The sequence below is a fragment of the Brevundimonas phoenicis genome (assembly GCF_047237745.1).
Lineage (GTDB): Bacteria > Pseudomonadota > Alphaproteobacteria > Caulobacterales > Caulobacteraceae > Brevundimonas.
The window spans coordinates 1,826,795-1,848,621 of record NZ_JBDFLN010000001.1 but is presented as its reverse complement, the minus strand read 5'-3'; the positions used below and the strand labels follow the sequence as shown (position 1 = coordinate 1,848,621).

The window sequence follows — 21,827 nt, the reverse complement described above, 5'->3', positions numbered from 1 at the left end:
GACCCGCTTCGCCAGTCACCAATTTGAGACGAGGTGACTCAGTTCGGTTTGCGGAAGCGATAGACGAACTGGTCGGTCTTGCCCCGGATCGCCTCGTCAAAGACGTTCAGGCTGTGGTCGTCGGCCGGGTTGGCGACGGCCGTGCTCTCGCCGTCGAAGACGAAACCGGCGGCCTCGACCTCGCGGCGCAACTGGGCGCCCTCGATGCGGTGCAGGCTTTCGACCACGGTGTTGGCGGCGCCCGGCGCGGCCTGGTGGTCGATGACGACATAGAGGCCGCCGGGCTTCAGCGCCTTGAAGATGTCGGTGTTCATCTTGGCCACGTCCACGCCGAAACGGGGGATGTGGAAGTCGTGATACTCCTGACTCATGAAGACCAGATCCAGCGGCTGGTCGAAGCTCATGGCGTCCAGGTCGCCGTTGACGCGGCTGACGTTGGAATAGGCGGCGACCAGGGCGTCGGCGCGCGGGTTCTCGCGCTCGGCCGTGCGGTTCGGCACGAAGGCGTAGATGTGGCCGCCTTCGCCCACCACGCGCGCGAACAGGCGGGTGAAATAGCCCGCGCCAGGCCGGATGTCGGCGACACGCTGGCCCGGCTTCACCTGGGCGAAGGCCAGCATTTCGGCCGGATGGCGCAGAGAATCGCGCGCTACCTCGTCCGCCGGACGCAGGGTGTCGGCGACAGCAGCCCGATATGCGGGCGCGGCGGCGTCCTGGGCGAGCGCCGGAGAGCCGCTCAGAAGAACGGCGACGGCGGCGGCGAGCAAATGCGGCTTCATGATGAACTCCATGATGTCTCCGCCCCAGTCGGGGCCCTCAGAAAACATAAGGCGCGCGGATGAAGCGACTGGCAAGCCGGCCGCTCAGGGTCATCCGGCGGACATGGAGGCCGGAACTTGCTTATCTTTCAGGGTGACAAGCTCCTCGGCCATGGTCGGGTGGACGGCGCAGGTCGCATCCCACTGGGCCTTGGTCAGGCCCGCCTTCACGGCGATGGCGGCCAGTTGGATCATCTCGGGGCTGTCCGGGCCGACAATGTGACAGCCGACGACACGCTGGGTGTCGGCATCGACCACCAGCTTCATCAGCACCCGTTCGTCCGAGCCGGTGAAAGCGTACTTCATCGGCCGAAAGCGCGTGACATAGACGTCCACCTCGCCCGAGCAGGCATGGCGAGCTTCGGCCTCGGTCAGGCCGACGGTGCCCACCGGCGGCTGGCTGAAGACGGCGGTGGCGACGGCTTCATAATCAAAGCTCTGCGGGTTGTTCCTGTAGACCGTCTCATGGAAGGCCACGGCTTCGCGGATGGCGACCGGGGTCAGGTTCATGCGATCAGTGACGTCGCCGATGGCCCAGATGTTGTCGGCCGTCGTTCTGGAATGCTGATCAACCTTGACGGCGCCTTCGTCGTTCAGCCCGACCCCGGCGGTCTCGAGGCCCAGACCCTTGACATGGGGGACGCGGCCGGTGGCGAACATGACCACGTCGGTCTCGATCTTCATGCCGTTCTCGAGGTGGTTGACCAGGCCGGTCTCGGTCTTCTCAATCGAAGAATGCTGGCAGCCGAGGATGACCTTGATTCCGCGCTTCTCGATTTCGCCCGCCAGATGGGCGCGCACGTCGTCATCGAAGCCGCGCAGGATGTTCGGGCCGCGATAGATCAACGTCGTCTCGACGCCCAACCCCGCAAAGATGCCCGCGAACTCCACCGCGATATAGCCGCCGCCCGCGATCAGGATGCGCTTGGGCAGTTCGGGCAGGTGGAAGGCCTCTTCCGAGGTGATGGCATGTTCGATGCCGGTCAGCCCTTCCGGCTTCCACGGGCGGCCGCCGGTGGCGATCAGGATTTTCTCGGCGGTGATGGTCTGGTTCTTGCCGACGATCTCGACGGTGTGGGCGTTTTTCAGGACGGCGCGGCCGTGGACCAGATCGACGCCCGCCTTGGCCAGGTTGGCGGCGTAGATGCCCGACAGGCGGGCGATCTCGACGTCCTTGGCGTGCAGGAAGGTCGGCCAGTCGAACTTCGCATTGTCGAAGGACCAGCCGTAGCCCTCAGCGATCTCCAGGGCGTGGCTGACTTCGGAGGCCATGACCATGAACTTCTTGGGCACGCAGCCGCGCACGACGCAGGTGCCGCCGACACGGTATTCCTCGGCGACGGCGACCTTCTTGCCGCCCAGCGCCGTCAGCCGCGCCGCCCGCACCCCGCCCGAACCGGCGCCGATGACAAAGAGGTCGTAGTCGTATTGGGCCATCGGGCTCTCCGGGAATGGACCCGAAAAGATGAGTCCAATTCGTCTGAATCGTCTGAAATCCGCGCGGCTGGGCCGCAGCGCTGACCCGACTTAGGCGCCGGGATGCGAGGGGGCAAGGCGCTTGAGCGCCACGCGGTTGAGCAATCCCAGAACAAGTCTTTGTGCGAGCGACTTTGAAGCTTTGACAAACCACAACTCTTGAATAGAGTTTAACGAACATCACTACGCCACAGGGTGCGGCATGATTGCTCAAATTTTCGCTCTGGCTCTCAGCGCGAGCATGCCGCTAGACCAAGCGCCCGCACAGGCGAGCTCTACCGCTGAAGATCAAGCCGTTCGCCTGGAGGACATCCAAGTCTCAGGGCGGCGCCTGGATGCCCTGATAGAGAACTTTGTGAGCGAGGTCGCCGCGCCCAATCGCGGTCGTGGCATCGCACGATGGGATCGCAGCGTCTGTGTCGGCGCCGTCAATCTGCGCCGTGAAGCCGCGCAATATCTGGTGGATCGTGTTTCGACCGTGGCGGAAGATCTTGGTCTGAATACAGGCGATTCCGGGTGCACGCCCAATCTGCTGATCGTCGCAACCACGGATGGCGACGCCTTTGCGCAGGAACTGGTTGAGCGCCGCCGTCGGGCCCTACGCATGGGCGGCTCCGGCATGGATCGTGGCGCTGCTGCACTGAGAGATTTCCAAGAAACCAGCCGTCCCGTCCGCTGGTGGCAGGTCAGCATGCCGGTCGATTCTGAAACGGGTCAGCGCGCGGTTCGCATCCCCGGAGAGTGTACGAACGATTGCTCGGGGCCGATGGACTATGCCCCGGTGATCAATGTGTCCTCGGCTTCACGTCTGACGACACAGATCGTCGACAACATTTTCCGCGCCATTATCGTCGTGGACATCAGCAAGACCGGCGCAATCAATTCGCTGCAACTGGCCGATTACGTCACTATGGTGTCGCTGGCGCAGATCGACCCGACGGCGGACACTAGCGCTTATGCGTCGATCCTGAACGTCTTCGACGACCCGGGCAGCGCCCCACACCTGACCGAGTGGGACAAGGCGTATCTTCACGGCCTCTACGGCGCAGAGCGCACCCGTCAAAACGTACGGGCGGGCAAGTCAGAGATCCAGTCCTCCATCCGTCGCGCGCACGCCCGACTGGCCGATGAGGCGCCGACAACTACGGATTAAGCGTTTCGAACCCCTCGTTCGTGCCGATGACGGCCAGGTCCGTCAGGTCGAGGAAGAGGCCGTGTTCAACCACGCCGGTCAGGCTTTTCAGGTCGGCGGCGAGACGAGCCGGGTCGGCGATCAGCTTGCAGGCCGCGTCGTAGATCAGGTTGCCGCCGTCGGTGCGGATCAGGCCGCGCTCGGCCTCGCGCACGCGGGCGGGCGAGCCGATGTCATGATCGGCCAGGACGTCGGCGATCCGGTTGGCGGTCGTCTTGTGACCGAAGGCGACGACCTCGATCGGCAGGGGGAAGGTTCCCAGCGCCGGAACCACCTTGGCCGCGTCGGCGATGCAGATGCAGCGGGCGGACGCCTCCCACACCAGCTTTTCGCGCAGCAGGGCCGCGCCGCCGCCCTTGATGAGGGCCAGGCCGGGGCCGATTTCGTCAGCGCCGTCGACGGTCAGGTCGATCTTGGGCGTGTCCTCCAGCGTCGATAGGGTCAGGCCCAGTTCGCGCGCCAGATCGGCGGTGCGCTCGGACGTCGGGACGCATCGCAGATCCGGCAGGTTGCGGACGGCCAGCGCCTTGACGAACCAGGCGGCGGTGGAGCCGGTGCCCAGGCCGACGACCATCCCGGCCTCGACGTATTGGGCGGCGGCTTCGCCGGCGTTCTTTTTCTGCAGGTCGCTCATTGAGATTTCGCCGCCTTCTTCGCGCGCATGGTGTCCATGAAGCGGGCGGCCCAGCCCGGCTTCGTCGTCTGTTGGCCGCGCGCCAGGGCCAGGTCGCCGGGCGCGACGTCCTTCGTCACCACGGAGCCGGAGCCCACCATGGCGCCTGCGCCGATGGTCACGGGAGCGACCAGCGACGAGTTGGAGCCGACGAAGGCCCCCTCGCCCACCGTGGTCCGATGCTTGAAGAAGCCGTCGTAGTTGCAGAAGATCGTGCCCGCGCCGATGTTGGCCTTCGCGCCCACCTCGCCGTCGCCGAGATAGGCCAGGTGATTGGCCTTGGCGCCCGCGTCCATGCGGACATTCTTGACCTCGACGAAGTTGCCGATCTTGACGCCCTCGCCTAGGTCCGCGCCGGGGCGCAGGCGGGCGTAGGGACCGACCTCGGCGCCGGTCGCGACCTTGGCGCCCTCGATGTGGCTGAAGCTGCGGATGCGCGCGCCCTCGGCCACCTTGGCGCCGGGGCCGAAGACGACGAAAGGCTCGATGATCGTGCCCGCGCCAATGTCCGTGTCCCAGGCGAAGTGGACGGTGTCCGGGGCGCTCATGGTAACGCCCTGCGTCAGGAAATGCTCGCGCTGGGCCTTCTGGAACAGAGCCTCGGCCTGAGCCAGTTCGCCTTGGGCGTTGACGCCCATGACGGAGTCCTCGGCGGCGAAGACGGCGCGGGTCGGGGCGCCGCGCTTGCGGGCCAGTTCGACCACGTCGGTCAGGTAGTATTCGCCCTTGGCGTTGTCGTTCGTCACCTCGGACAACAGCTCGAACAGCAGGCCGACCGGGGCCGCCATGACGCCGGAGTTGCAGGCGGTGATCGCCAGAACCTCGGCCGATGCCTCCTTGGCCTCGGTGATGGCCAGCAGGCTGTCGCCGTCGAGGATCAGGCGGCCGTAGGCGCCGGGGTCGCGGGCCTCGAAACCGATGACGGTGACGCCTTCATGGGCGGCGAAGACCGGCTCGATGTCGGCGGCCTTCAGCAGGGGCACGTCGCCGTAGGTGACGACCACCTGGCCGATGAAGTCGCCCAGCACGGCTTCGGCGGCGCGCACGGCGTGGCCGGTGCCCAGCGGCGGATCCTGAACGGCGATGCTGTCGGCGCCGAGACGCTTTTCGACATGGGCGCGGACCTCTGGCGAGTGGGCGCCGACCACGACGACGATGCGCTCGCAGCCCAGAGCCTCGGCCGCGTCGATGGCGTGATCCAGCATGGCGCGGGCGCCGACCGGGTGCAGCACCTTGGGCAGGGGCGACTTCATGCGCGTGCCCTGGCCGGCGGCGAGGATGATGGCGGCGCGAGGATGGGGTGCGGTCATGAATCGATCCGGCGGCTTGTCGTTGCCTGCGATCTAGCCCATTGCCGGCGTCTTCGCGAGCCGGGAGACAGATGAGTGAGCATTGAGCGCGACCTGGAAGGCTGGACCATCGCCTTCGATCTGGACGGGACTCTGGTGGATTCGGCGCCGGATCTGATCGGCACGCTGAACCGGATGCTGGCGGAGTATGAGCTGCCGCCCGTGCCCATGTCGTCGGCGCGTCATCTGGTCGGGCATGGGGCGATGGCCCTGCTGCGCCATGGTTTTCTGGAGGCGGGGGCGGCTTGGGACGAGGCGCGTGCGCCGGGCCTGTTCGACCGCTTCATCACAGATTATCTGGCCCACATCGCCGATGAGAGCCGCCCGTTCGACGGCTGCGTCGCCGCGCTGGACCGCCTGAGCGCGCGCGGGGCGATCCTGTGCGTGGCGACCAACAAGCGCACGGATCTGTCGGTGGCGCTGATCGAGGCCCTGGAGCTGACGCGCCACTTCGCCTTTGTCGCCGGCCCGGATGCGGTCTCGGCCCGCAAACCCAGCGGCGCCCACATCATCGAGGCGGTGCGCAAGGCGGGCGGCGATCCGGCGCGCTGCGTCATGGTCGGCGATAGCACGACCGACACCAGGGCGGCCCAGGATGCGGGCGTGCCCTGCATCGCCGTCAGTTTCGGCTACAACGACGTACCGCACGCGGAACTGGGCGGCGACGTGATGATCGACCACTACGACGGGTTCGAAGAGGCGCTGGCCGAGGTGATGCGGGGTTAACCCCTCGCCGGGATGAGCAAGTTAGGTAGGCGGCAGGAAAACTCCTGCTGCCTTTAGAACTTCTAACCCTCAACCGCCTCTGCGGCTGTTGCCGTCTTCGCGCTTGCGAAACACATAGATCGACCCGTTCCACCTCCCAGGGTCGTCATGCTTCGTCGCTTCTTCGCCATTCCGCTGTGGCAACGCACCGCCGCCGGGTTCGTCCTGGGCATCCTCGCCGGCCTGATCCTGCGCGAGCAGGCGCCGGTCTGGCTGCAGCCGATCGGCGACGTCTATCTGAACCTGATCCGCATGGTGGTGGCGCCGCTGGTGCTGTTCACCATCGCCAGTTCGATCGCCAAGCTGGGCGAAGGCGTCGGCGCGGTGCGGCTGGGCGTGCGGACCATCGTCTGGTTCGCCATCACCTCCCTGTTGGCCGTGCTGGTGGGCTTTGCGTTCGGCCACATCATCAATCCGGGCGTCGGCCTGTCGAACCTGCCGCTGGGCGAGGTCAAGGCGCGCGAGATTCCGACGCCGTTGCAGGTGCTGCTGGGTGTCGTGCCGACCAACCCCTTCGCCGCCCTGGCCGAGGGCAAGGTGCTGCAGATCATCTTCTTCTCGGCGCTGGTGGGGGCGGCGCTGGTGGCGCTGGGCGACCGGGCGCAAAATGCGCGCAGGCTGGTGGATGAGGGCGCGGCCCTGATCTTCCGCATCACCCGCTGGGTGATCCAGCTGACGCCGTTCGGGGTGTTCGGCCTGATCGGTTCGGTCGTCGGCGGCTATGGCTGGGAGGCGCTGCTGCCGCTGGGCAAGTTCATCTTCGCCATCTATGCGGCCTGCCTGTTCCACATCTTTGTCGTCTATTCGGGGCTGCTGAAGCTGCACGGGCTGAAGGTGGTCAGCTTCTTCCGCGGCGGAGCTGCGGCCATGCAGACGGCCTTCGCCACTTCGTCGTCGCTGGGCACCCTGCCCGTCACCCTGCGCCAGACGGTCGAGCGGCTGGGCGTGCCGCAGGCCTACGCCGCCTTCGCCGTGCCGCTGGGCGCCAATGTGAAGATGGACGGGTGCGGCGCCATCTATCCGGCCATCGCCTCCATCTTCATCGCCCAGTATTTCCAGATCGACCTGACGCTGACGCAGTACATCCTGATCGGCCTGACGGCGGTGCTCGGGTCGCTGGGCACGGCGGGCGTGCCGGGGACCAGCATCGTCATGCTGACCCTGACGCTGTCGACGGCGGGCCTGCCGCTGGAAGGCGTCGGCTACATCATCGCCATCGACCGCATCATCGACATGATGCGCACGGCCACCAACGTCACCGGCCAGATGGTCGTGCCCGTCCTGGTCGCCAAGGAGGAAGGCCTCCTGAACCAGGACATCTACAACGGCCATGTCGCCTGGCTGCCCGGCGATCCGGACAGCGAAACCCCGGAAGGCGCGCGAGCGGCGGGAATCTAAGCAAGCGACGCTGCTATTTGATGAATTGAGGCTTGCCGTCGTCGGAAACGCGGGCTATGTCCCCGCCTCCCGACGGCGCAGTCACTGACCGCCCCGTTCCAGGCGGACGCGTAGCTCAGCGGGAGAGCACCTCGTTCACACCGAGGGGGTCACAGGTTCAATCCCTGTCGCGTCCACCATTTTCTCCTTTTAAGACAACAGCAGATTTCCCGTATCATCAGCGGGCGGCGCTTTTCTGTCGCGCCTTGCCATCTGAGCGCCAGCTTGACGGTTCGGGTCTGCTCGTCTCTACAGTTTCCCTCGTTTCGGGCCGAGGGCCATGCACCCTTTCCGCTCGCGTTGCGTTAGGGACGCAATAGGACGGGGGACGTGTTGAGGACACTGGCCAAAACGATTGATCTGGTCGCGGCTTTCGACGCCTCACCCAACCCGTACATGCTGTTGGATCGCGATCTGCGTTTCGCTGGAATGAACCAGGCATATCTGGACGTTACCCAGCACCGACGCGAAGATCTGATCGGCGTTCATGTCATGGACGTATTCGGCGCCGACATCGACGGTCCGAGCGAGGACAACAGCCAGCGTTTGAAGGCGTCGTTCGAAAAGGTGCTGGAGACGGGCGATGCCGATCATATCGCCCTGCTGCACTATCCCATCAGGACAACTGCCGCGGATGGCCAGGTCGCATTCGACGATCGTTACTGGAGTTGCACGCATACGCCGATCAAGAATGATCGAGGCGAAGTCACTCACATCCTTCAACACACCAGCGACGTCACCGAACTGATCAACGCGCGTATGACGGCAGACGGTCGAGACGAACGGCGCACCGCCCTGGACGAAATGCTGGGCGGCGGCGTTTTTCGGCGGGCGATGAAAGTCGAGGCCGACAATCAGAGACTAGAGGCCGAACGGCGACAGTTGTCGGACGTGTTGTTAAACGCGCCGGGCTTCGTGGCGGTGCTGAATGGGCCGAGTCATGTCATTCAGTTCTGCAACGACGCCTGCTATCGCCTGGTCAACCACAGGGAAATCCTGGGCATGACGGTGCGGGACGCCCTGCCGGAACTCGGCTACCAAGGGCACCTCGACTTCCTCAACGACGTTTATGAGACCGGCGAACCGGTGCTGGGGCGGCAACGAGCCTTCACACTGCAGCATTCAGACGAGGGGCCGGCGGACACGCGCTATATAGATTTCGCCTATCAGCCGATCCGGGACGAACAGGCGCGCGTGATCGGGGTCTTCGTGCAAGGTCACGACGTGACCGACGTCGTTCTGGCGGCCGAACGGCAGAAGCTGATGATCGACGAGCTGAACCATCGAGTGAAGAACACCCTGGCGACGGTGCAATCGATCGCCATGCAGACGGCCCGCAGCCATGAAGACCCTCGCTCCTTCGCCGCCGCCTTCCAGTCGCGGATACTGTCGCTGTCGCACACGCATGACCTGTTGACACGCAGTCACTGGGAAGGCGCTGACCTGCGCTCCGTGCTGGAACATGAAACCATGGCGCACGGCACGGGCCGGTTGAGTTTGAACGGCCCGCACATCGACCTGTCCCCGGCACGAGCGGTCTCTCTCGGCATGGTTTTTCATGAACTGGCCACCAACGCCGCAAAGTATGGGGCGCTGTCCCGCGGCGATGGGCGGGTGATAGTCGACTGGCGGGTTGCCGATCAGAAGGCGCCGAGGCTGGAAATCACCTGGCGGGAAGTCGGCGGGGGGCCGATCGCCGCGCCCGAACGCCGCGGATTCGGCACGCGGTTGATCGAACGCAACGTGCGGCACGACCTGCACGGGGACGTCAAGATGTCCTTTGCCGACGACGGCTTTCGCGCCGAGTTCAACCTGCCCCTGGAAACCAACGCATGACCGATATCTTCACTGGCCGTCGCGTACTGATCGTCGAGGATGAGTCGCTGGTGGCCATGTTGTTGGAAACAATCCTCAGCGACATGGGATGCGACGTCATCGGTCCCGAATCCAACGTGGACGACGGCCTGCGCATCGCCTCGGGGACAGGCGAGCTGGACGCCGCCCTGCTGGACGTCAATGTCGCGGGCCAGGAAGTGTTTCCGGTCGCCGAGGCGCTGAAAGCGCGCGGCGTGCCCTTTGTCTTCTCGACCGGTTATGGCGAGGCAGGGCTGCCCGAGCATTGGCGGGGCAATCCGACCGTGCAGAAACCCTTTACTGAAGGCGCCATCCGCGACGCCCTGATGAAGGCCTTGAACATTCACATGGCGTGATCAGACGCCCGCTTGCAAAGACCAGGCGGATAACCGTTCCATCACGTCTGCTTCGACGTCTGCGTAGAAAGGGTTGTAAGGCGGGATCTTCCGTTGTTCCGCCCAGGCGCCGCGTGGACGGAATGATTCCGAACTCAGCCGCGAACGCCACAGGACGCCGTCGCGACATTCGGCCGCCACGATACGGCGTTGCAAGGCCGGGCGGACGCCCCATTCCAGATTGGTGGCGTTTGTCGCACCGCGGCTTTCACGCATTGCAGAGCGCGGGACGGCGGCCGAGCCGGTAACGGGATTGACGCAGGCGGACGTTACGCCGTCGAAGGTCACCAGGGCGCCGCGATCGTTCCACGTCAGAGCGCGACGTAGCGCGCGGCGGGACTCGCTCTCGTTCTCTTCTTCCAGCGAACGCCAGACGAGCACGCAGCCGACCTGCTCGCGACCTGTGCAGAGGGGGAAGGTGGTGAAGCGAGATTCCGGCGCCAGGTGCTCCATCAGATAGGTCGCGACCAGCCGCGAGCGCAGGGCGGGATCAGGCGCAATCCGGTCATGCAGCAGGCGATCGGCCAATTCGGCCCCCTGCTCCACCCCGGCCAGGATGATGGGGCCGTCCGGGTGACGTTCCAACCAGGCGTCGAAAGCCGCGGCCACGTCCTGATAGGCGAAGGCTCGAGCCTCCCGCGCGTCTTCGCGCAGTGTCAGGCGAGTATAGAGGCTGGCCTGGCGATACAGAGGCGCGCTGACATCCCCCACCTGGGCCAGGGGACCAGCGTAGTTGGGCAGTACCGTGCCACGCAGTCCGGCTAGGGCGCGCGCATCGTCGATCGCCCCGTTCCAGTCCTTGCCGCCGTTGTAGGTCGTGGAATGCACGAAGAAGACATGAGCCGATCCAGCGCCGGGCGCGCGAGCGTCCAGCAAGGCCCAGGCGTTCTTCTGGGCGTAATCGGGCTTAGTCGGAGGACGATAGGTCTGAAACGGTACCTGGGGATCCAGACCCGCCCGCAAGATGTCGCCGCGCCAGACCGCCACAGCCGCAGTCAGCACAAGAATGACCGCCAGGCCTGCATAGCCGACCCACTGGCGAAAGGTCAGCCTGGGCAGCATCAGCGGTACGGGTCCGGCTGGGCCAGGAAGTCCTGGACGTAGCGGCGCACGCCTTCCTCCAGCGGGGTCGACTGGCCGCCGTAGCCGAGGGCGCGGATGCGATCCATGCTGGCCTCGGTGAAGTATTGATAGCGGTCGCGGATCGCCTCGGGCATGTCGATGTAGGCGATGGACGGTTCCTTGCCCGCCGCCGCGAAGGTGGCCCGCGCCAGGTCGGCGAAGGAGCGCGCCTGCCCCGATCCGGCGTTGAACACGCCCGAGATGTCCTCGCGTTCAAGCAGCCACAGGATGATGTTGACCACGTCGTCGACGAAGACGAAGTCGCGCAGTTGGCCGCCGTCGGGATAGTTGGGGTTGTGCGAGCGGAACAGGCTGACCGTCTCGCCCGCCTGCACCTTGGGCCAGATCTGGGCGACGACCGACTTCATGCCGCCCTTGTGGCCCTCGTTCGGGCCATAGACGTTGAAAAACTTCAGCCCGGCCCACTGAGGCGGCGCCTCGTCGCGATCCGCCTGACGCACGGCGTACTGGTCGAACAGATATTTTGAGAATCCATAGGCGTTTAGCGGACGCAGCGCATTCAGGCTGTCAGGATCGTCGCGATCCTCGAACCCCGCCTCGCCGTCGCCATAGGTGGCGGCCGAAGAGGCGTAGATCATCCGCACGTTACGCACCGCGCACCAGTCCCAGATGTCGCGCGACAGGCTGAAGTTGGTGCGTAGGATCAGGTCGGCGTCCGGCTCCGTCGTCGAGGAAATGGCGCCCATGTGGATCACCGCCTCGATGCGGTCGGCGTGACGCTCCAGCTGCTCGAACAGCTCTTCGGGCGCCCACAGATCGGCGATGGGGTGTTTGGCGATGTTCTTCCACTTGGCGAGATCGGCCGTCTCCAACCGATCGCAGACGACCACGTCCCAGGCGCCGCTCTCGCACAGGCGGGCGACGATGTTGGAGCCGATGAAGCCCGCGCCGCCCGTGACGACGATCATTCTGGGCGTCATGCTTTGTCTCCAGTCATCTTCTCGATGGTCTTCGTGGTGGAATATCCGTCGGCGAAGTCGGCCAGACGGACTTCGCCGCCCCAGCTTTCGACCTCGTCGGCGCCGACCACCTTGTCCTTGGTGTAGTCCGAGCCCTTGATGAGCACGTCGGGCTTCAGCCGCTCGATCAGCGCCATGGGGGTCGGATCGTCGAAGGCGGTGACGCGGTCGACGCTGGCCAGACCCCCGATGACTACGGCGCGGCTGTCCAGATCGTTGACCGGGCGCCCCTCGCCCTTCAGGCGGCGCACCGAGGCGTCGGTGTTCAGCGCCACCACCAGCCGGTCGCACCAACCGCGCGCTTGGGCCAGATAGGCGACGTGGCCGCGGTGCAGGATGTCGAAGCAGCCGTTAGTGAAGCCGACTTTTAGGCCCTGACGCTTCCACGCCTCAACCTGATCGGCCAGTTCGTCTAGCGGCGTGACCTTGGACTGAGCCAGGGCCGCGTGCTGGCTCATCTCGGCCTCGATCAGTTCGGCGGGCGTGACGACGGCGGTGCCGCTCTTGCCCACGACGACGCCCGACGCGAGGATGGCGAACTGCACCGCCTGCTCCAGCGTCGCGCCTGCGCCCAAAGCGAGGCCCAGCGCCGCGAGGCAGGTGTCGCCTGCGCCCGAGACGTCGAACACTTCGCGCGCCCGGCCGGGGAAGTGGGTGACGCCGCCGCCCCGTTTCGCCAGCGTCATGCCCTTGCCCGCGCGGGTGACGATAACGGCCTTGGCCGTGGTGGAGGCCAGCAGGGCGGCCAGCGCCGCCTCGACCTGTTCGTCGGTCTCGGTCGGCAAGCCGGTGGCGCCCGCCAGTTCGCTGGCGTTAGGCTTGATGACGTCGACCGCGCCGTAACGGGCGAAGTCGCGGCCCTTGGGATCGACGATGACCGGCGCGCCGTATTCGGCCCCGGCCCACAGCGCCGCCTGAATAGCGCCGTCGTCCACCACGCCCTTGGCGTAGTCGGACAGCAGGATGGCGCCCGCTCCCTGGAACACGCCTTTGTCGGCATAGCCGGAATGGAGCGCGGCCTCGTCGTCCAGACGCAGCAGTTGCTGACCGGCGGCGACGAAGCGCGTCTTGACGATGGTGGCGGCGCCTTCGGGACGGATCAGGGCGCCCTCGATCCGGTCCTCGGCGGCGATCAGGTCGGCCAGTTCGGCGCCCGCCGCGTCATCGCCCGCGACGGCGCCCAGACGGGCCTGACCGCCCAGGGCCGCGACGTTGCGGGCGACATTGCCCACGCCGCCGGGCATGGCCACGGTGCGGCGCGCGCGCAGGACGGGGATCGGCGCCTCGGGCGAGATGCGGCTGACCTCGCCATAGACATAGCGATCTAGCATCAGATCGCCGACGCAGGCGACCTTCAGGTCGCGCACGCGCTCCAGCAGGGACTGCAGGGCGCCGAGATCAAGAGAACGTTCAGCCATGACGCCGAACTAGCGGATTCACGCCGTCTTCGCCATCGGCCCCTTGTGACCCAGCTTGATGGCCAGGTCGTCAAAGGCGATCAGTTCAGCGGCCAGAGCCTCGAACTGGCTGAGCGGCACCATGTTGGGGCCGTCCGACGGAGCGTTGTCCGGGTCTTCGTGCGTCTCCATGAAGACGGCGTCGACGCCGACCGAGACGGCGGCGCGGGCCAGCACCGGCACGAACTCGCGCTGGCCGCCCGAGGAGGTGCCCTGCCCGCCCGGCTGCTGGACGCTGTGGGTCGCATCGAAGACGACCGGGCAGCCGATCTCGCGCAGGATCGGCAGGGCGCGCATGTCGCTGACCAGGGTGTTGTAGCCGAAGCTGGCGCCGCGCTCGCAGGCCATGACGTTGAGGTTGCCCGCGCCCGTGACCTTGGCGATGACGTTCTTCATGTCCCAGGGGGCCAGGAACTGACCCTTCTTGATGTTGATCGCCTTGCCCGTGGCGGCGGCCGCCAGCAGCAGGTCGGTCTGGCGCGACAGGAAGGCCGGGATCTGCAGCACGTCCACGACCTCGCCGACCGGGCCGCACTGGGCCTCGGAGTGGACGTCGGTCAGGGTCGGCAGGCCGGTGACTTCACGGATCTCGGCGAAGATCGGCAGGGCGTCCTTCAGGCCGATGCCGCGCGCGGCGCCGGCGCTGGTGCGGTTCGCCTTGTCGAAGCTGGTCTTGTAGATGATGCCGAGGTTCAGGCGCTCGCCGATCTCCTTCAGCTGATGGGCCGTCTCAAGCGCGTGCTGGCGGCTTTCCATCTGGCACGGGCCGGCGATGAAGACGATGCGAGCGCCGCCGCCGATGACGACGGGGGTCTTGAGGCCTTCGGACAGGGTGATGACGGCGTTCGGAGAGGTCACGGCGGCGCTTTCGACTGGTTTCAACGGCGGTTCGCGGGCCTATGCCGCGGCTTTCAGGCGGACAGGTGGCGTCGCGGATGCGTTTTCGCAACTTATCCGGCGACTCAGGCCCTGACCATCGCCGTCGCGATCATGGTAATCTGACAAGATGACCAGTCCCGATACGCCCCTGATCTCGACCGAAGCCCTGGCGTCACGGCTGGGCGCGCCGGACCTGAGGATCATTGACGCCAGCTGGTGGCTGGACGGGCGCGATGCGCGGGCAGATTTCGAGCGCGAGCGGCTGCCGGGCGCCGTCTTCTTCGACCTGGACGCCGTGTCGGATCGGAGCAGCCCCTATCCGCACATGCTGCCGTCGCCCGACGCCTTCGCCGAGGCGATGGGCGCGCGGGGCGTCGCGGAGAGCGACGACATCGTCGTCTATGACGCGCAGGGGTTGTTCTCGGCGGCGCGGGTCTGGTGGACGCTGCGGACGATGGGGGCCAGGCGCGTGCGCGTGCTGGACGGCGGCCTGCCCAAGTGGAAAGCCGAAGGGCGAGCGCTGGAAAGCGGCGCGGGCGAGGCACCCGCCCCTGCGAAGTTCGAGGCGCGGTTCGACGCCGACGCCGTGACGGACTTCGAACAGATGGGCGCTGCGCTGGCGGACGGTCTTCAGGTGGTCGATGCACGCGGGGCGGCGCGTTTTCGGGGAGAAGCGCCCGAGCCGCGTCCCGGCGTGCGGGCCGGTCATATGCCTGGGGCGCTGAACCTGCCGTTCCCCCACCTGCTGAACGCCGACGGGACGTTCAAACAGGGTCGGGCGCTGGAAGAGGCTTTCCGCGCGGCGGGCGTCGATCTGGAGCGGCCCGTCATCACCAGTTGCGGTTCGGGCGTGACGGCGGCGATCCTGACCCTGGGGCTGGCCGTGCTGGGGCGGCCGTCGCGCCTCTATGACGGATCGTGGGCCGAGTGGGGCGCGCAACCGAACGCGCCCCTGGCTACGGGCTAGGCTGAAGCCGGCGCGGATGCCGGCGGCGGCGACGAAGCGTCCGCATCTTCCTCGCCGCGCGACACCACGGTGGCGACGACCAAGTCGCCCGTGACGTTCAGCGAAGTCCGGCACATGTCCAGGAAGCGATCGACGCCCAGGATCAGGCCGATGCCTTCCGGCGGCACGCCCACCATGGCCAGAATCATGGCGATGACCGGTAGGGAACCCGCCGGAACCCCTGCCGTCCCGACTCCGCCCAGGATGCAGACCAGCATGACGATCACCTGTTGGCCGATCGTCAGATCTACGCCGAAGAACTGGGCCAGGAACAGCACCGTCACCCCTTCGAACAGGGCCGTGCCGTTCTGATTGGCGGTGGCGCCGACAGTCAGGACGAAACGAGCGATCTTGCGCGGCAGGCCTAGCTCCTGCTCGGCCACGCGCAGCGAGACCGGCAGGCTGGCGTTGGAGGAAGCGGTGGAGAAGGAGACCACCATGGCTTCACGGATGGCGCGGAAGAACTTCAGCGGCGACATGCCGCCCAGAACCGCAATGCAGATCGGATAGACCACGAACATGTGGATCGCCATGGCGCCCACGGCGACGGCGACGAAGGCGCCCAGACGGATCAGCAGTTCCCAGCCGAACAGGGCCGCCAGGTTGAACATCAGGCAGGCGATGGCGATGGGGGCGATGCGGATGACGAGGTTGATGAGCTTCATCATCACCTCGAACAGACCTTCGATCGTCTGTTGCAAACGGTCGGTCGCCGGGCTCTTGGTCATGACTAGGCCGACGCCGAAGAACAGGGCGAAGACCATGACTGGCAGGATCTGGTTCTCCGCCGCCGCCGTAAAGACATTGGACGGGATCAGGTCCAGGAAGAAATCGCCCGCCTGAACCGATGTCGGGGCATTGCCGACGATCGAAGCGGCGCCGGCGCGCCCTTGATCCAGCAGTTGCTGGGCCAGGGCCGGATCGACCCCGTCGCCCGGTCGGAAGACGTTGACCATCACCATGCCGATCAGCACCGCCACGGCGGAGATGAAGACGGTGAACAGCAGGCTCTTGGAGCCCGCGCGGCCCAGCGCCTTCAGATCGCCCATCTCGGCCACGCCGATGACCAGGGCTGAAAACAGCAGCGGCAGCACCAGCATAAACAGCAGGCGCAGGAAGATCTGTCCCGCCGGTCCCGTGATGTTGGAGGTCAGCCACTGAACCCAGCCGACGTCGCCGCCGACGGTCAGATTGACGATGAGGCCGCCGATGAGACCGACCAGAAACCCGATCAGCATCAACATGTGAAGCGGCAGTCCGCGCTTGGCCGTGGTCTCCATCCGGTCCCTTCCCTATTCCCTCTTCCTTGGACTAGCGGACGGGAAGCCCATAGATCAACCCGGCGGGCCGAGATGACCATTGAGCATTCAATCCCCGCTCCAGATCAAGCGATGACTGCTCGCCGAGGTTTCGGTTGAATATTTCGCCGTAATTCCCGCTGGCCGCGACGGCGTCCTGCGCCCATGTTCTGGGCAGATCGATGCTAGGGCCGAAGTCACCTTCGGAACCCAGCAGGCGACGAACGCGAGGATCTGTTGAATTCTTGGATAAATCCGAAACGTTATCGCGGGTTACGCCCAACTCTTCGGCCAGGATCAGGGCGTTCAGTGTCCAGCGGATCACCGCCGTCCAACGATCGTCTCCACTGCGCACGACCGGGCCCAGAGGCTCCTTCGAGATCACGTCGGACAGGATCATATGCTGCTGCGGATTTGGCAGGGTCGTGCGCGCGGCGGCGAGGGCCGAGATATCGGCGGTGAAGGCGTCGCATTCCTCACGCGCATAGGCCTGACGCGCCTCGCCTTCGGTCGCGACCACGACGGGACGATATTCGATGCCGCGACGACGGAAATAATCTTCGACGTTCAGTTCTGTCGTGGACCCGGACTGCACGCAGATGCGCGCGCCGTTCAGTTCAGCCGCACTGTTCAGATTCAGCGCGCGACGCACCATGAAGCCCTGGCCGTCGTAATAGTTGACGCCGGCGAAGCTGAGGCCCGACGCCGTGTCGCGACTCATGGTCCATGAGGTGTTGCGCCACAGCACGTCCACCCGACCGGAACGAACCGCATCGAAGCGTTGCTCCGTATTCAGCGGGACGAAGCGCACGGCGTCCGGATCGCCGAAAACGGCCGCCGCCGTGGCCCGGCAGAAATCGACATCAAAGCCCCGCCAGGCGCCCCGGTTGTCGGTATAGGCGAAACCAACCAAGCCTTCATGCACGCCGCAATTCAGGCGGCCGCGCTGGCGGATCGCCGCCAGGGTCGGGCTTTCCTTGACGTCCGGCAGGGCTGTCGGCGTGCGCGGCGTCGGCTCACGCACGGCGTCGCTCTCCGGCTCGGTCTGTCGCCCGCAGGCGCCCAGAAGCACCAGCATCGCCGCCAGTCCCGCCCCGATCCACTGCGCCTTCATGCCGTTCACTGCTCCTGCCTTGCGCCCCGCCCTAGTTTAGAGCCCTCTAGGCCGCGAACCGCAACCCGCCGGAGCCCGTATGCCGACGCTTTCCGACCGCACCCGACTGATCGCCGGCGCCACGCGACGCGGCCAGGGGCGCCGCCCCGTCAATCCCCCGGTCGAGCGGGCCTCGACCATGCTGAGCGACGACCCGGCGGCGATGCAGGACGCTACGAACGGACCGATCTACGGTCTGGACGGAACCAGGGCGGCGCGAGACCTGCGCGCCGTGCTGGCCGATCTGGAGGGGGCGAGCGACGTCTTTCTGGTTCCGTCGGGCCTGGCTGCGGTCACTGTGCCGCTGACGGCCTTGTTGAGGCCAGGCGACGAGGTGCTGACGACCGACGCCGTCTATGGCCCCACGCGGCGCTTCCTGACCCGGCACCTGGCGGTCAGAGGCGTGACGGCGCGGTTTCATCCCGCCGACGCTTCGGTCGAAGCCGTGATGGAGCACGTCCATGAGCGGACGCGGGTGCTGCTGATCGAGGCGCCGGGCTCGCTGACGTTTGAAATGGCGGATGTTCCCGCCCTGGCCGCCGCCTGCCGAACGCGCGGCGTGCTGACGGTGATAGACAATACTTGGGCGGCGGGGCTGGCCTTTCGCCCTCTGGCGCACGGCGTCGATGTCAGCGTCCAGGCCCTGACGAAGTATGCCGGCGGCCATTCCGACCTGCTGATGGGCGGGATTGCAGCCGACGCGCCCGAGATTCTGCGGGCGGTCAGCCATACGATCGAAGACATGGGCTGGCACGTCTCGCCCGATGACGCATGGCTGGCGTTGCGCGGCGTCCGCACCCTTCCCTTGCGCTATGAGGCGCAGGCGCGATCAGCCCTGCGTATTGCCAAATGGCTGCAGGATCAGGCCGAAGTCGCTCGCATCCTCTACCCGCCTCTGCCCAGCTCGGTCGGGCACGACGTGTGGCGAAGGGATTTCAACGGCGCGGCGTCATTGATGGGCGTGGTCATGAAGGGCGGCGACACGGCCGCCGCTCATGCCTTCATGCGCGCCCTAAACCTGTTCGGCATGGGCTATTCCTGGGGCGGTTTCGAAAGCCTGATCACCCATGAGACCCCGCAACTGGCACACCGACAGCATGCGCCCGCCCTGCCGGGTCAACTGCTGCGGCTGCATGTCGGTCTGGAAGATCCCGCCGACCTGATCGCCGATCTGGAGAAGGGATTGAAGGCATGGCGCGCCCTGCAGGACTCGAACCTGCAACCGTCCGCTTAGAAGGCGGGTGCTCTATCCGGTTGAGCTAAGGGCGCCTCAGGTGCAGCCGTCCGACCCTAGTGGGTCCAGGACTGCTTGCGGTTGGTGGCGAAGTTGTCGGCGTAGGCCTTGATGATGACCGGCGCCTCATTGGGTTCATGCAGTCGGAAGGCGATGCCGTGGCGTTCGGCGTACTCGACCGCCTCTTCCTTGGTGTCGAAGGACAGGCGGACCTGGCCGTTCATGTCGGTCGAGCTGGTCCAGCCCATCAGCGGATCAATGGTGCGGGCCGAGGCGGGCTCGAACTCCAGGCGCCAGTCGCGCGTCTTGGCCTTGCCGGACTGCATCGCGGTCTTGGCCGGGCGGTAGATGCGGGCGAGCATAGACGGAATCCTTCGGACGGGGAACTCGCGGGGTGCATACCCCGCCGCGCCCGCCCGGTCCAGACGCCGAACGGCTTCTCAATTCACCAAGGTCAGGCCGCCAGAGAGGATGAACCGGCGTCGATCCAGCGGCGCGCTGCGCGCTGCGCCTCGGCGATCTCGTCGTGTTCCATCTCCTGGCTGATGTCGCGGCGGTATTCCCGCGCCTCGATCGAGCCCTTCAGGGAGGCCAGGTTGAAGATCATGTGGGCCGACACCCGGTCGATCGGGCACCCGTCCAGTCCCGCCGAATAGGCCAGGCCCAGACGGAACAGGGCGTCGCCGTCCATGTCGGGCGTGGGCAACGGCAGGGCCGCGTGGTCGATAGCGTCGTGCGCCGTTTCATAGGCAGTCATCGCTTGTCCTCCTGAACGGGCCGTTCTGGCTCCGCCCTCGGAGTGACAGTCAAATACCGACGGTTTGAAATTAGCGTTAACGCCGAATGCCGTGGACGCGCCACACCCCGCAAGATGACGCTCCGGTTCAGACGGCGTTCATTCGCCAAAGTCGAAATTCCAGCCAGACAGGGTTTCGCCACTTGGATGGAGTTGAACATGAACCGCCTGACCAAGGCCGCCGTCATCGCCCTGGCGCTGGCGACCACGGCCGCCCCCATGATGGCGCAGGCTCAGGACCGCCATGATCGTCGCGAGTGGAACCAGGACCGCCGGGGCCATGATCGCGATCGGCGTCAGGATCGCCACGATGATCGCCGCGAGTGGCGCCAGGATCGCCGCGATGACCGGCGCGAATGGAGACAGGACCGCCGCAACGATCACCGTGAATGGCGTCAGGAGCAGCGGCGATATGACCGCTGGAGCCGTGACAACCGCGACTGGTGGCGTCACCGCCCCGAGTACCGTGATTATCGCGGCGCGCGGAACGGTTACTGGTATGCGCCCGGCCACGGCTACTATCGGGTCGAGCCTCGCTACTACGGCTATCGCTGGCGCACGGGCGGCTATCTGCCGTCGGCCTACCGGGGATATTATGTGAACGATCCCTATTATTACGGCCTGCGTCCGGCGCCGCGCGGCTACCGCTATGTCCACGCCGGCAACGACATCCTGATGATCGCGGTCGCAACCGGCCTGATCGCCAGCGTCCTGCACGACATCTATTAGATCGTTCGGACAAGCTACTTCTTCGGCCCCGCAAGCACCTGTCTTGCGGGGCCTTTTTCATGACGACGCTCTGCGATCAGCGTTCAGCGCCGGTTCATGGCGCGCCGCGCATCTTGGCATCAAGCCGTCCTGTCGGACGTGCGAGGATTGATGATCATGAAACGTTCGCTCCTCATGTTCGCGGCCGCCGCCAGCTTCCTGGTTCCCACCGCCGCGCCGCTGGCCGTCATGGCCCAGGACCGGCCCCACGCGCGCGATGACGGCGCTCGCCGTCCGGAACGACGCACCGCTCCTCAGCGTGAGCAACGCGATCGCGCCGTATCGCCCTCTCAGCGCCAGGAACGCCAGTTCGAGAGCCGTCCTGAGCGACCGCAGCGCCCCTCCGCCGAGGTTCAGCGCCCGCAAAGGCCAGGTGGCGACCGGCCGGACCGTCCATCCGGCGAGCGACCCAATCGCCCCGAACGGCCGCAGCAGCCGAATCGACCCGATCGTCCGCAGCGCCCGGATCGTCCGGAATGGAACAGGCCCGACCGTCCTTCTCGGCCTGAGACGCCCGGACGCCCCGACAGACCCGAAAACGGCCGTCCGGATCGACCTGACTGGAACCGGCCGGATCGACCGCAACGCCCGGATCGACCAGATTCTCAGAGGCCAAACAGACCGGATCGTCCGGACTGGAATCGCCCCAACCGCCCCGATCGACCGGGCCAGTGGAACCGGGACCGCGATTATCGTGAATTCCACAACCGCTGGAACCGCGACCAGTGGCGCCGCGACTGGGATCGACGCCACCGCAGCGACTGGTGGCGCCATGACCAGCGCTTCCGCAGCTGGAACGGCGTGCGCATCGGCTTCTATTTCGCGCCCGGCTACGGCTACTACAGCGTGCCGCGCAGCTATTGGAACCGGCAGTATTACGTCGGCCAGTACCTGCCGGACGTCTTCTGGCGCTATCAGGTGAACGACTGGCGCACCTACGGCCTGGGCTATCCGCCTCCAGGCACGCGATGGGTCTACGTCGACAATGCGATCTATCTGATCGACGACTACGACGGCTACATCATCGAAGTCGTCCGCGACGCCTGGCGCTGGTAGGCGACAGAAAAGCACAACGGCCGCCTCTCCAGAGACGGCCGTTTTCGCGTGAGGTTCTTTGTCCGACCTCTCACCGAGGGGATACGGCGCGGCGTGCGTAAGGAATAGGTGCGCCGCCC

The 21,827-nt window shown here is 66.1% G+C and carries 21 protein-coding genes and 2 tRNA genes; 10 read left to right on the top strand and 13 right to left on the bottom strand.

What is annotated here, in order from left to right:
• Positions 1-38 precede the first annotated feature (38 nt).
• Both ABC419_RS09140 and gor read right to left on the bottom strand, forming a co-directional pair.
• Positions 39-779 carry a class I SAM-dependent methyltransferase gene (locus ABC419_RS09140; protein WP_234287793.1) on the bottom strand — a complete coding sequence of 247 codons (741 nt, stop codon included), beginning with the start codon at positions 777-779 and terminating at the stop codon, positions 39-41.
• 90 nt (positions 780-869) lie between these two features.
• Positions 870-2,255, bottom strand: a complete 1,386-nt coding sequence (gene gor / locus ABC419_RS09135; RefSeq protein ID WP_412877649.1) for a glutathione-disulfide reductase — start codon at positions 2,253-2,255, stop codon at positions 870-872.
• A 241-nt stretch (positions 2,256-2,496) separates the two neighbouring features.
• Here gor and ABC419_RS09130 point away from each other — a divergent pair, with 241 nt between their 5' ends.
• Positions 2,497-3,447 carry a hypothetical protein gene (locus ABC419_RS09130; protein WP_412877650.1) on the top strand — a complete coding sequence of 317 codons (951 nt, stop codon included), beginning with the start codon at positions 2,497-2,499 and terminating at the stop codon, positions 3,445-3,447.
• Here ABC419_RS09130 and rpiA read toward each other — a convergent pair.
• Together rpiA and glmU are read right to left on the bottom strand one after the other, a co-directional pair.
• Positions 3,437-4,120 (bottom strand): ribose-5-phosphate isomerase RpiA, encoded by a 684-nt coding sequence (gene rpiA, locus ABC419_RS09125; RefSeq protein ID WP_412877651.1) that lies wholly within the window; start codon positions 4,118-4,120, stop codon positions 3,437-3,439. The two genes, ABC419_RS09130 and rpiA, sit on opposite strands and share 11 nt — an antisense overlap.
• Entirely contained in the window at positions 4,117-5,469 is a 1,353-nt protein-coding gene (gene glmU / locus ABC419_RS09120) for a bifunctional UDP-N-acetylglucosamine diphosphorylase/glucosamine-1-phosphate N-acetyltransferase GlmU (protein WP_412877652.1), read from the bottom strand. The genes rpiA and glmU overlap by 4 nt, the downstream gene beginning before the upstream one ends.
• Positions 5,470-5,544: 75 nt before the next feature.
• On the opposite strand from glmU, the gene ABC419_RS09115 reads away from it, so the two are divergent.
• The 5 genes from ABC419_RS09115 (at position 5,545) to ABC419_RS09095 (ending at position 9,920) form a co-directional block, all read left to right on the top strand.
• Complete coding sequence (locus ABC419_RS09115) at positions 5,545-6,234, top strand: HAD-IA family hydrolase (protein WP_412877653.1); 690 nt, start codon at positions 5,545-5,547, stop codon at positions 6,232-6,234.
• Between the two features lie 147 nt (positions 6,235-6,381).
• The gene (locus tag ABC419_RS09110) at positions 6,382-7,671 is read left to right on the top strand and encodes a dicarboxylate/amino acid:cation symporter (RefSeq protein WP_412877654.1); all 1,290 of its coding nucleotides are present in this window, start codon (positions 6,382-6,384) and stop codon (positions 7,669-7,671) included.
• A gap of 104 nt (positions 7,672-7,775) precedes the next feature.
• Positions 7,776-7,850: transfer RNA gene (locus ABC419_RS09105), tRNA-Val, on the top strand.
• Between the two features lie 190 nt (positions 7,851-8,040).
• Positions 8,041-9,546, top strand: a complete 1,506-nt coding sequence (locus tag ABC419_RS09100; protein ID WP_412877655.1) for a sensor histidine kinase — start codon at positions 8,041-8,043, stop codon at positions 9,544-9,546.
• Complete coding sequence (locus tag ABC419_RS09095; protein WP_200168470.1) at positions 9,543-9,920, top strand: response regulator; 378 nt, start codon at positions 9,543-9,545, stop codon at positions 9,918-9,920. Before ABC419_RS09100 ends, ABC419_RS09095 begins: the two co-directional genes overlap by 4 nt.
• Here the strand turns inward: ABC419_RS09095 and ABC419_RS09090 are convergent, their stop codons facing one another.
• The 4 genes from ABC419_RS09090 to kdsA are packed head-to-tail and all read right to left on the bottom strand — an operon-like array spanning position 9,921 to position 14,400.
• Positions 9,921-11,021: a DUF3089 domain-containing protein gene (locus ABC419_RS09090; protein WP_412877656.1), complete on the bottom strand. Its 1,101-nt coding sequence runs from the start codon at positions 11,019-11,021 to the stop codon at positions 9,921-9,923. It abuts the gene before it with no gap.
• Positions 11,021-12,022: an ADP-glyceromanno-heptose 6-epimerase gene (rfaD, locus tag ABC419_RS09085; RefSeq protein WP_412877657.1), complete on the bottom strand. Its 1,002-nt coding sequence runs from the start codon at positions 12,020-12,022 to the stop codon at positions 11,021-11,023. The genes ABC419_RS09090 and rfaD overlap by 1 nt, the downstream gene beginning before the upstream one ends.
• On the bottom strand, positions 12,019-13,479 hold the full coding sequence (gene rfaE2, locus ABC419_RS09080; protein WP_412877658.1) for a D-glycero-beta-D-manno-heptose 1-phosphate adenylyltransferase: 1,461 nt from the start codon (positions 13,477-13,479) through the stop codon (positions 12,019-12,021). The genes rfaD and rfaE2 overlap by 4 nt, the downstream gene beginning before the upstream one ends.
• An 18-nt stretch (positions 13,480-13,497) precedes the next feature.
• Positions 13,498-14,400, bottom strand: a complete 903-nt coding sequence (gene kdsA / locus ABC419_RS09075; protein ID WP_412877659.1) for a 3-deoxy-8-phosphooctulonate synthase — start codon at positions 14,398-14,400, stop codon at positions 13,498-13,500.
• A gap of 124 nt (positions 14,401-14,524) precedes the next feature.
• Between kdsA and sseA the strand changes: the two genes are divergently transcribed.
• Positions 14,525-15,364 (top strand): 3-mercaptopyruvate sulfurtransferase, encoded by an 840-nt coding sequence (sseA, locus tag ABC419_RS09070; RefSeq protein ID WP_412877660.1) that lies wholly within the window; start codon positions 14,525-14,527, stop codon positions 15,362-15,364.
• Here sseA and ABC419_RS09065 read toward each other — a convergent pair.
• Positions 15,361-16,683, bottom strand: a complete 1,323-nt coding sequence (locus ABC419_RS09065; protein WP_412877661.1) for a dicarboxylate/amino acid:cation symporter — start codon at positions 16,681-16,683, stop codon at positions 15,361-15,363. The genes sseA and ABC419_RS09065 overlap by 4 nt on opposite strands.
• 31 nt (positions 16,684-16,714) lie before the next feature.
• Positions 16,715-17,815 carry an amino acid ABC transporter substrate-binding protein gene (locus ABC419_RS09060; RefSeq protein WP_234287809.1) on the bottom strand — a complete coding sequence of 367 codons (1,101 nt, stop codon included), beginning with the start codon at positions 17,813-17,815 and terminating at the stop codon, positions 16,715-16,717.
• A gap of 79 nt (positions 17,816-17,894) precedes the next feature.
• Here ABC419_RS09060 and metC point away from each other — a divergent pair, with 79 nt between their 5' ends.
• Positions 17,895-19,088, top strand: coding sequence for a cystathionine beta-lyase (gene metC, locus ABC419_RS09055; RefSeq protein ID WP_412878017.1), 1,194 nt, complete (start codon positions 17,895-17,897; stop codon positions 19,086-19,088).
• On the opposite strand, the gene ABC419_RS09050 is transcribed toward metC, so the two are convergent.
• The 3 genes from ABC419_RS09050 to ABC419_RS09040 all read right to left on the bottom strand — a co-directional run bounded on the left by ABC419_RS09050 (position 19,047) and on the right by ABC419_RS09040 (position 19,845).
• Positions 19,047-19,123, bottom strand: a tRNA-Arg gene (locus tag ABC419_RS09050). The two genes, metC and ABC419_RS09050, sit on opposite strands and share 42 nt — an antisense overlap.
• A 21-nt stretch (positions 19,124-19,144) precedes the next feature.
• On the bottom strand, positions 19,145-19,450 hold the full coding sequence (locus ABC419_RS09045) for an ETC complex I subunit (protein ID WP_003164660.1): 306 nt from the start codon (positions 19,448-19,450) through the stop codon (positions 19,145-19,147).
• Positions 19,451-19,542: 92 nt separating this feature from the next.
• A complete protein-coding gene (locus ABC419_RS09040; protein ID WP_412877662.1) occupies positions 19,543-19,845 on the bottom strand; it encodes a sel1 repeat family protein in 303 nt (100 codons plus the stop codon).
• A 198-nt stretch (positions 19,846-20,043) separates the two neighbouring features.
• Here ABC419_RS09040 and ABC419_RS09035 point away from each other — a divergent pair, with 198 nt between their 5' ends.
• Positions 20,044-20,613: an RcnB family protein gene (locus tag ABC419_RS09035; protein WP_200168462.1), complete on the top strand. Its 570-nt coding sequence runs from the start codon at positions 20,044-20,046 to the stop codon at positions 20,611-20,613.
• A 156-nt stretch (positions 20,614-20,769) separates the two neighbouring features.
• Positions 20,770-21,708, top strand: a complete 939-nt coding sequence (locus ABC419_RS09030; protein ID WP_412877663.1) for an RcnB family protein — start codon at positions 20,770-20,772, stop codon at positions 21,706-21,708.
• Positions 21,709-21,827: the final 119 nt, after the last annotated feature.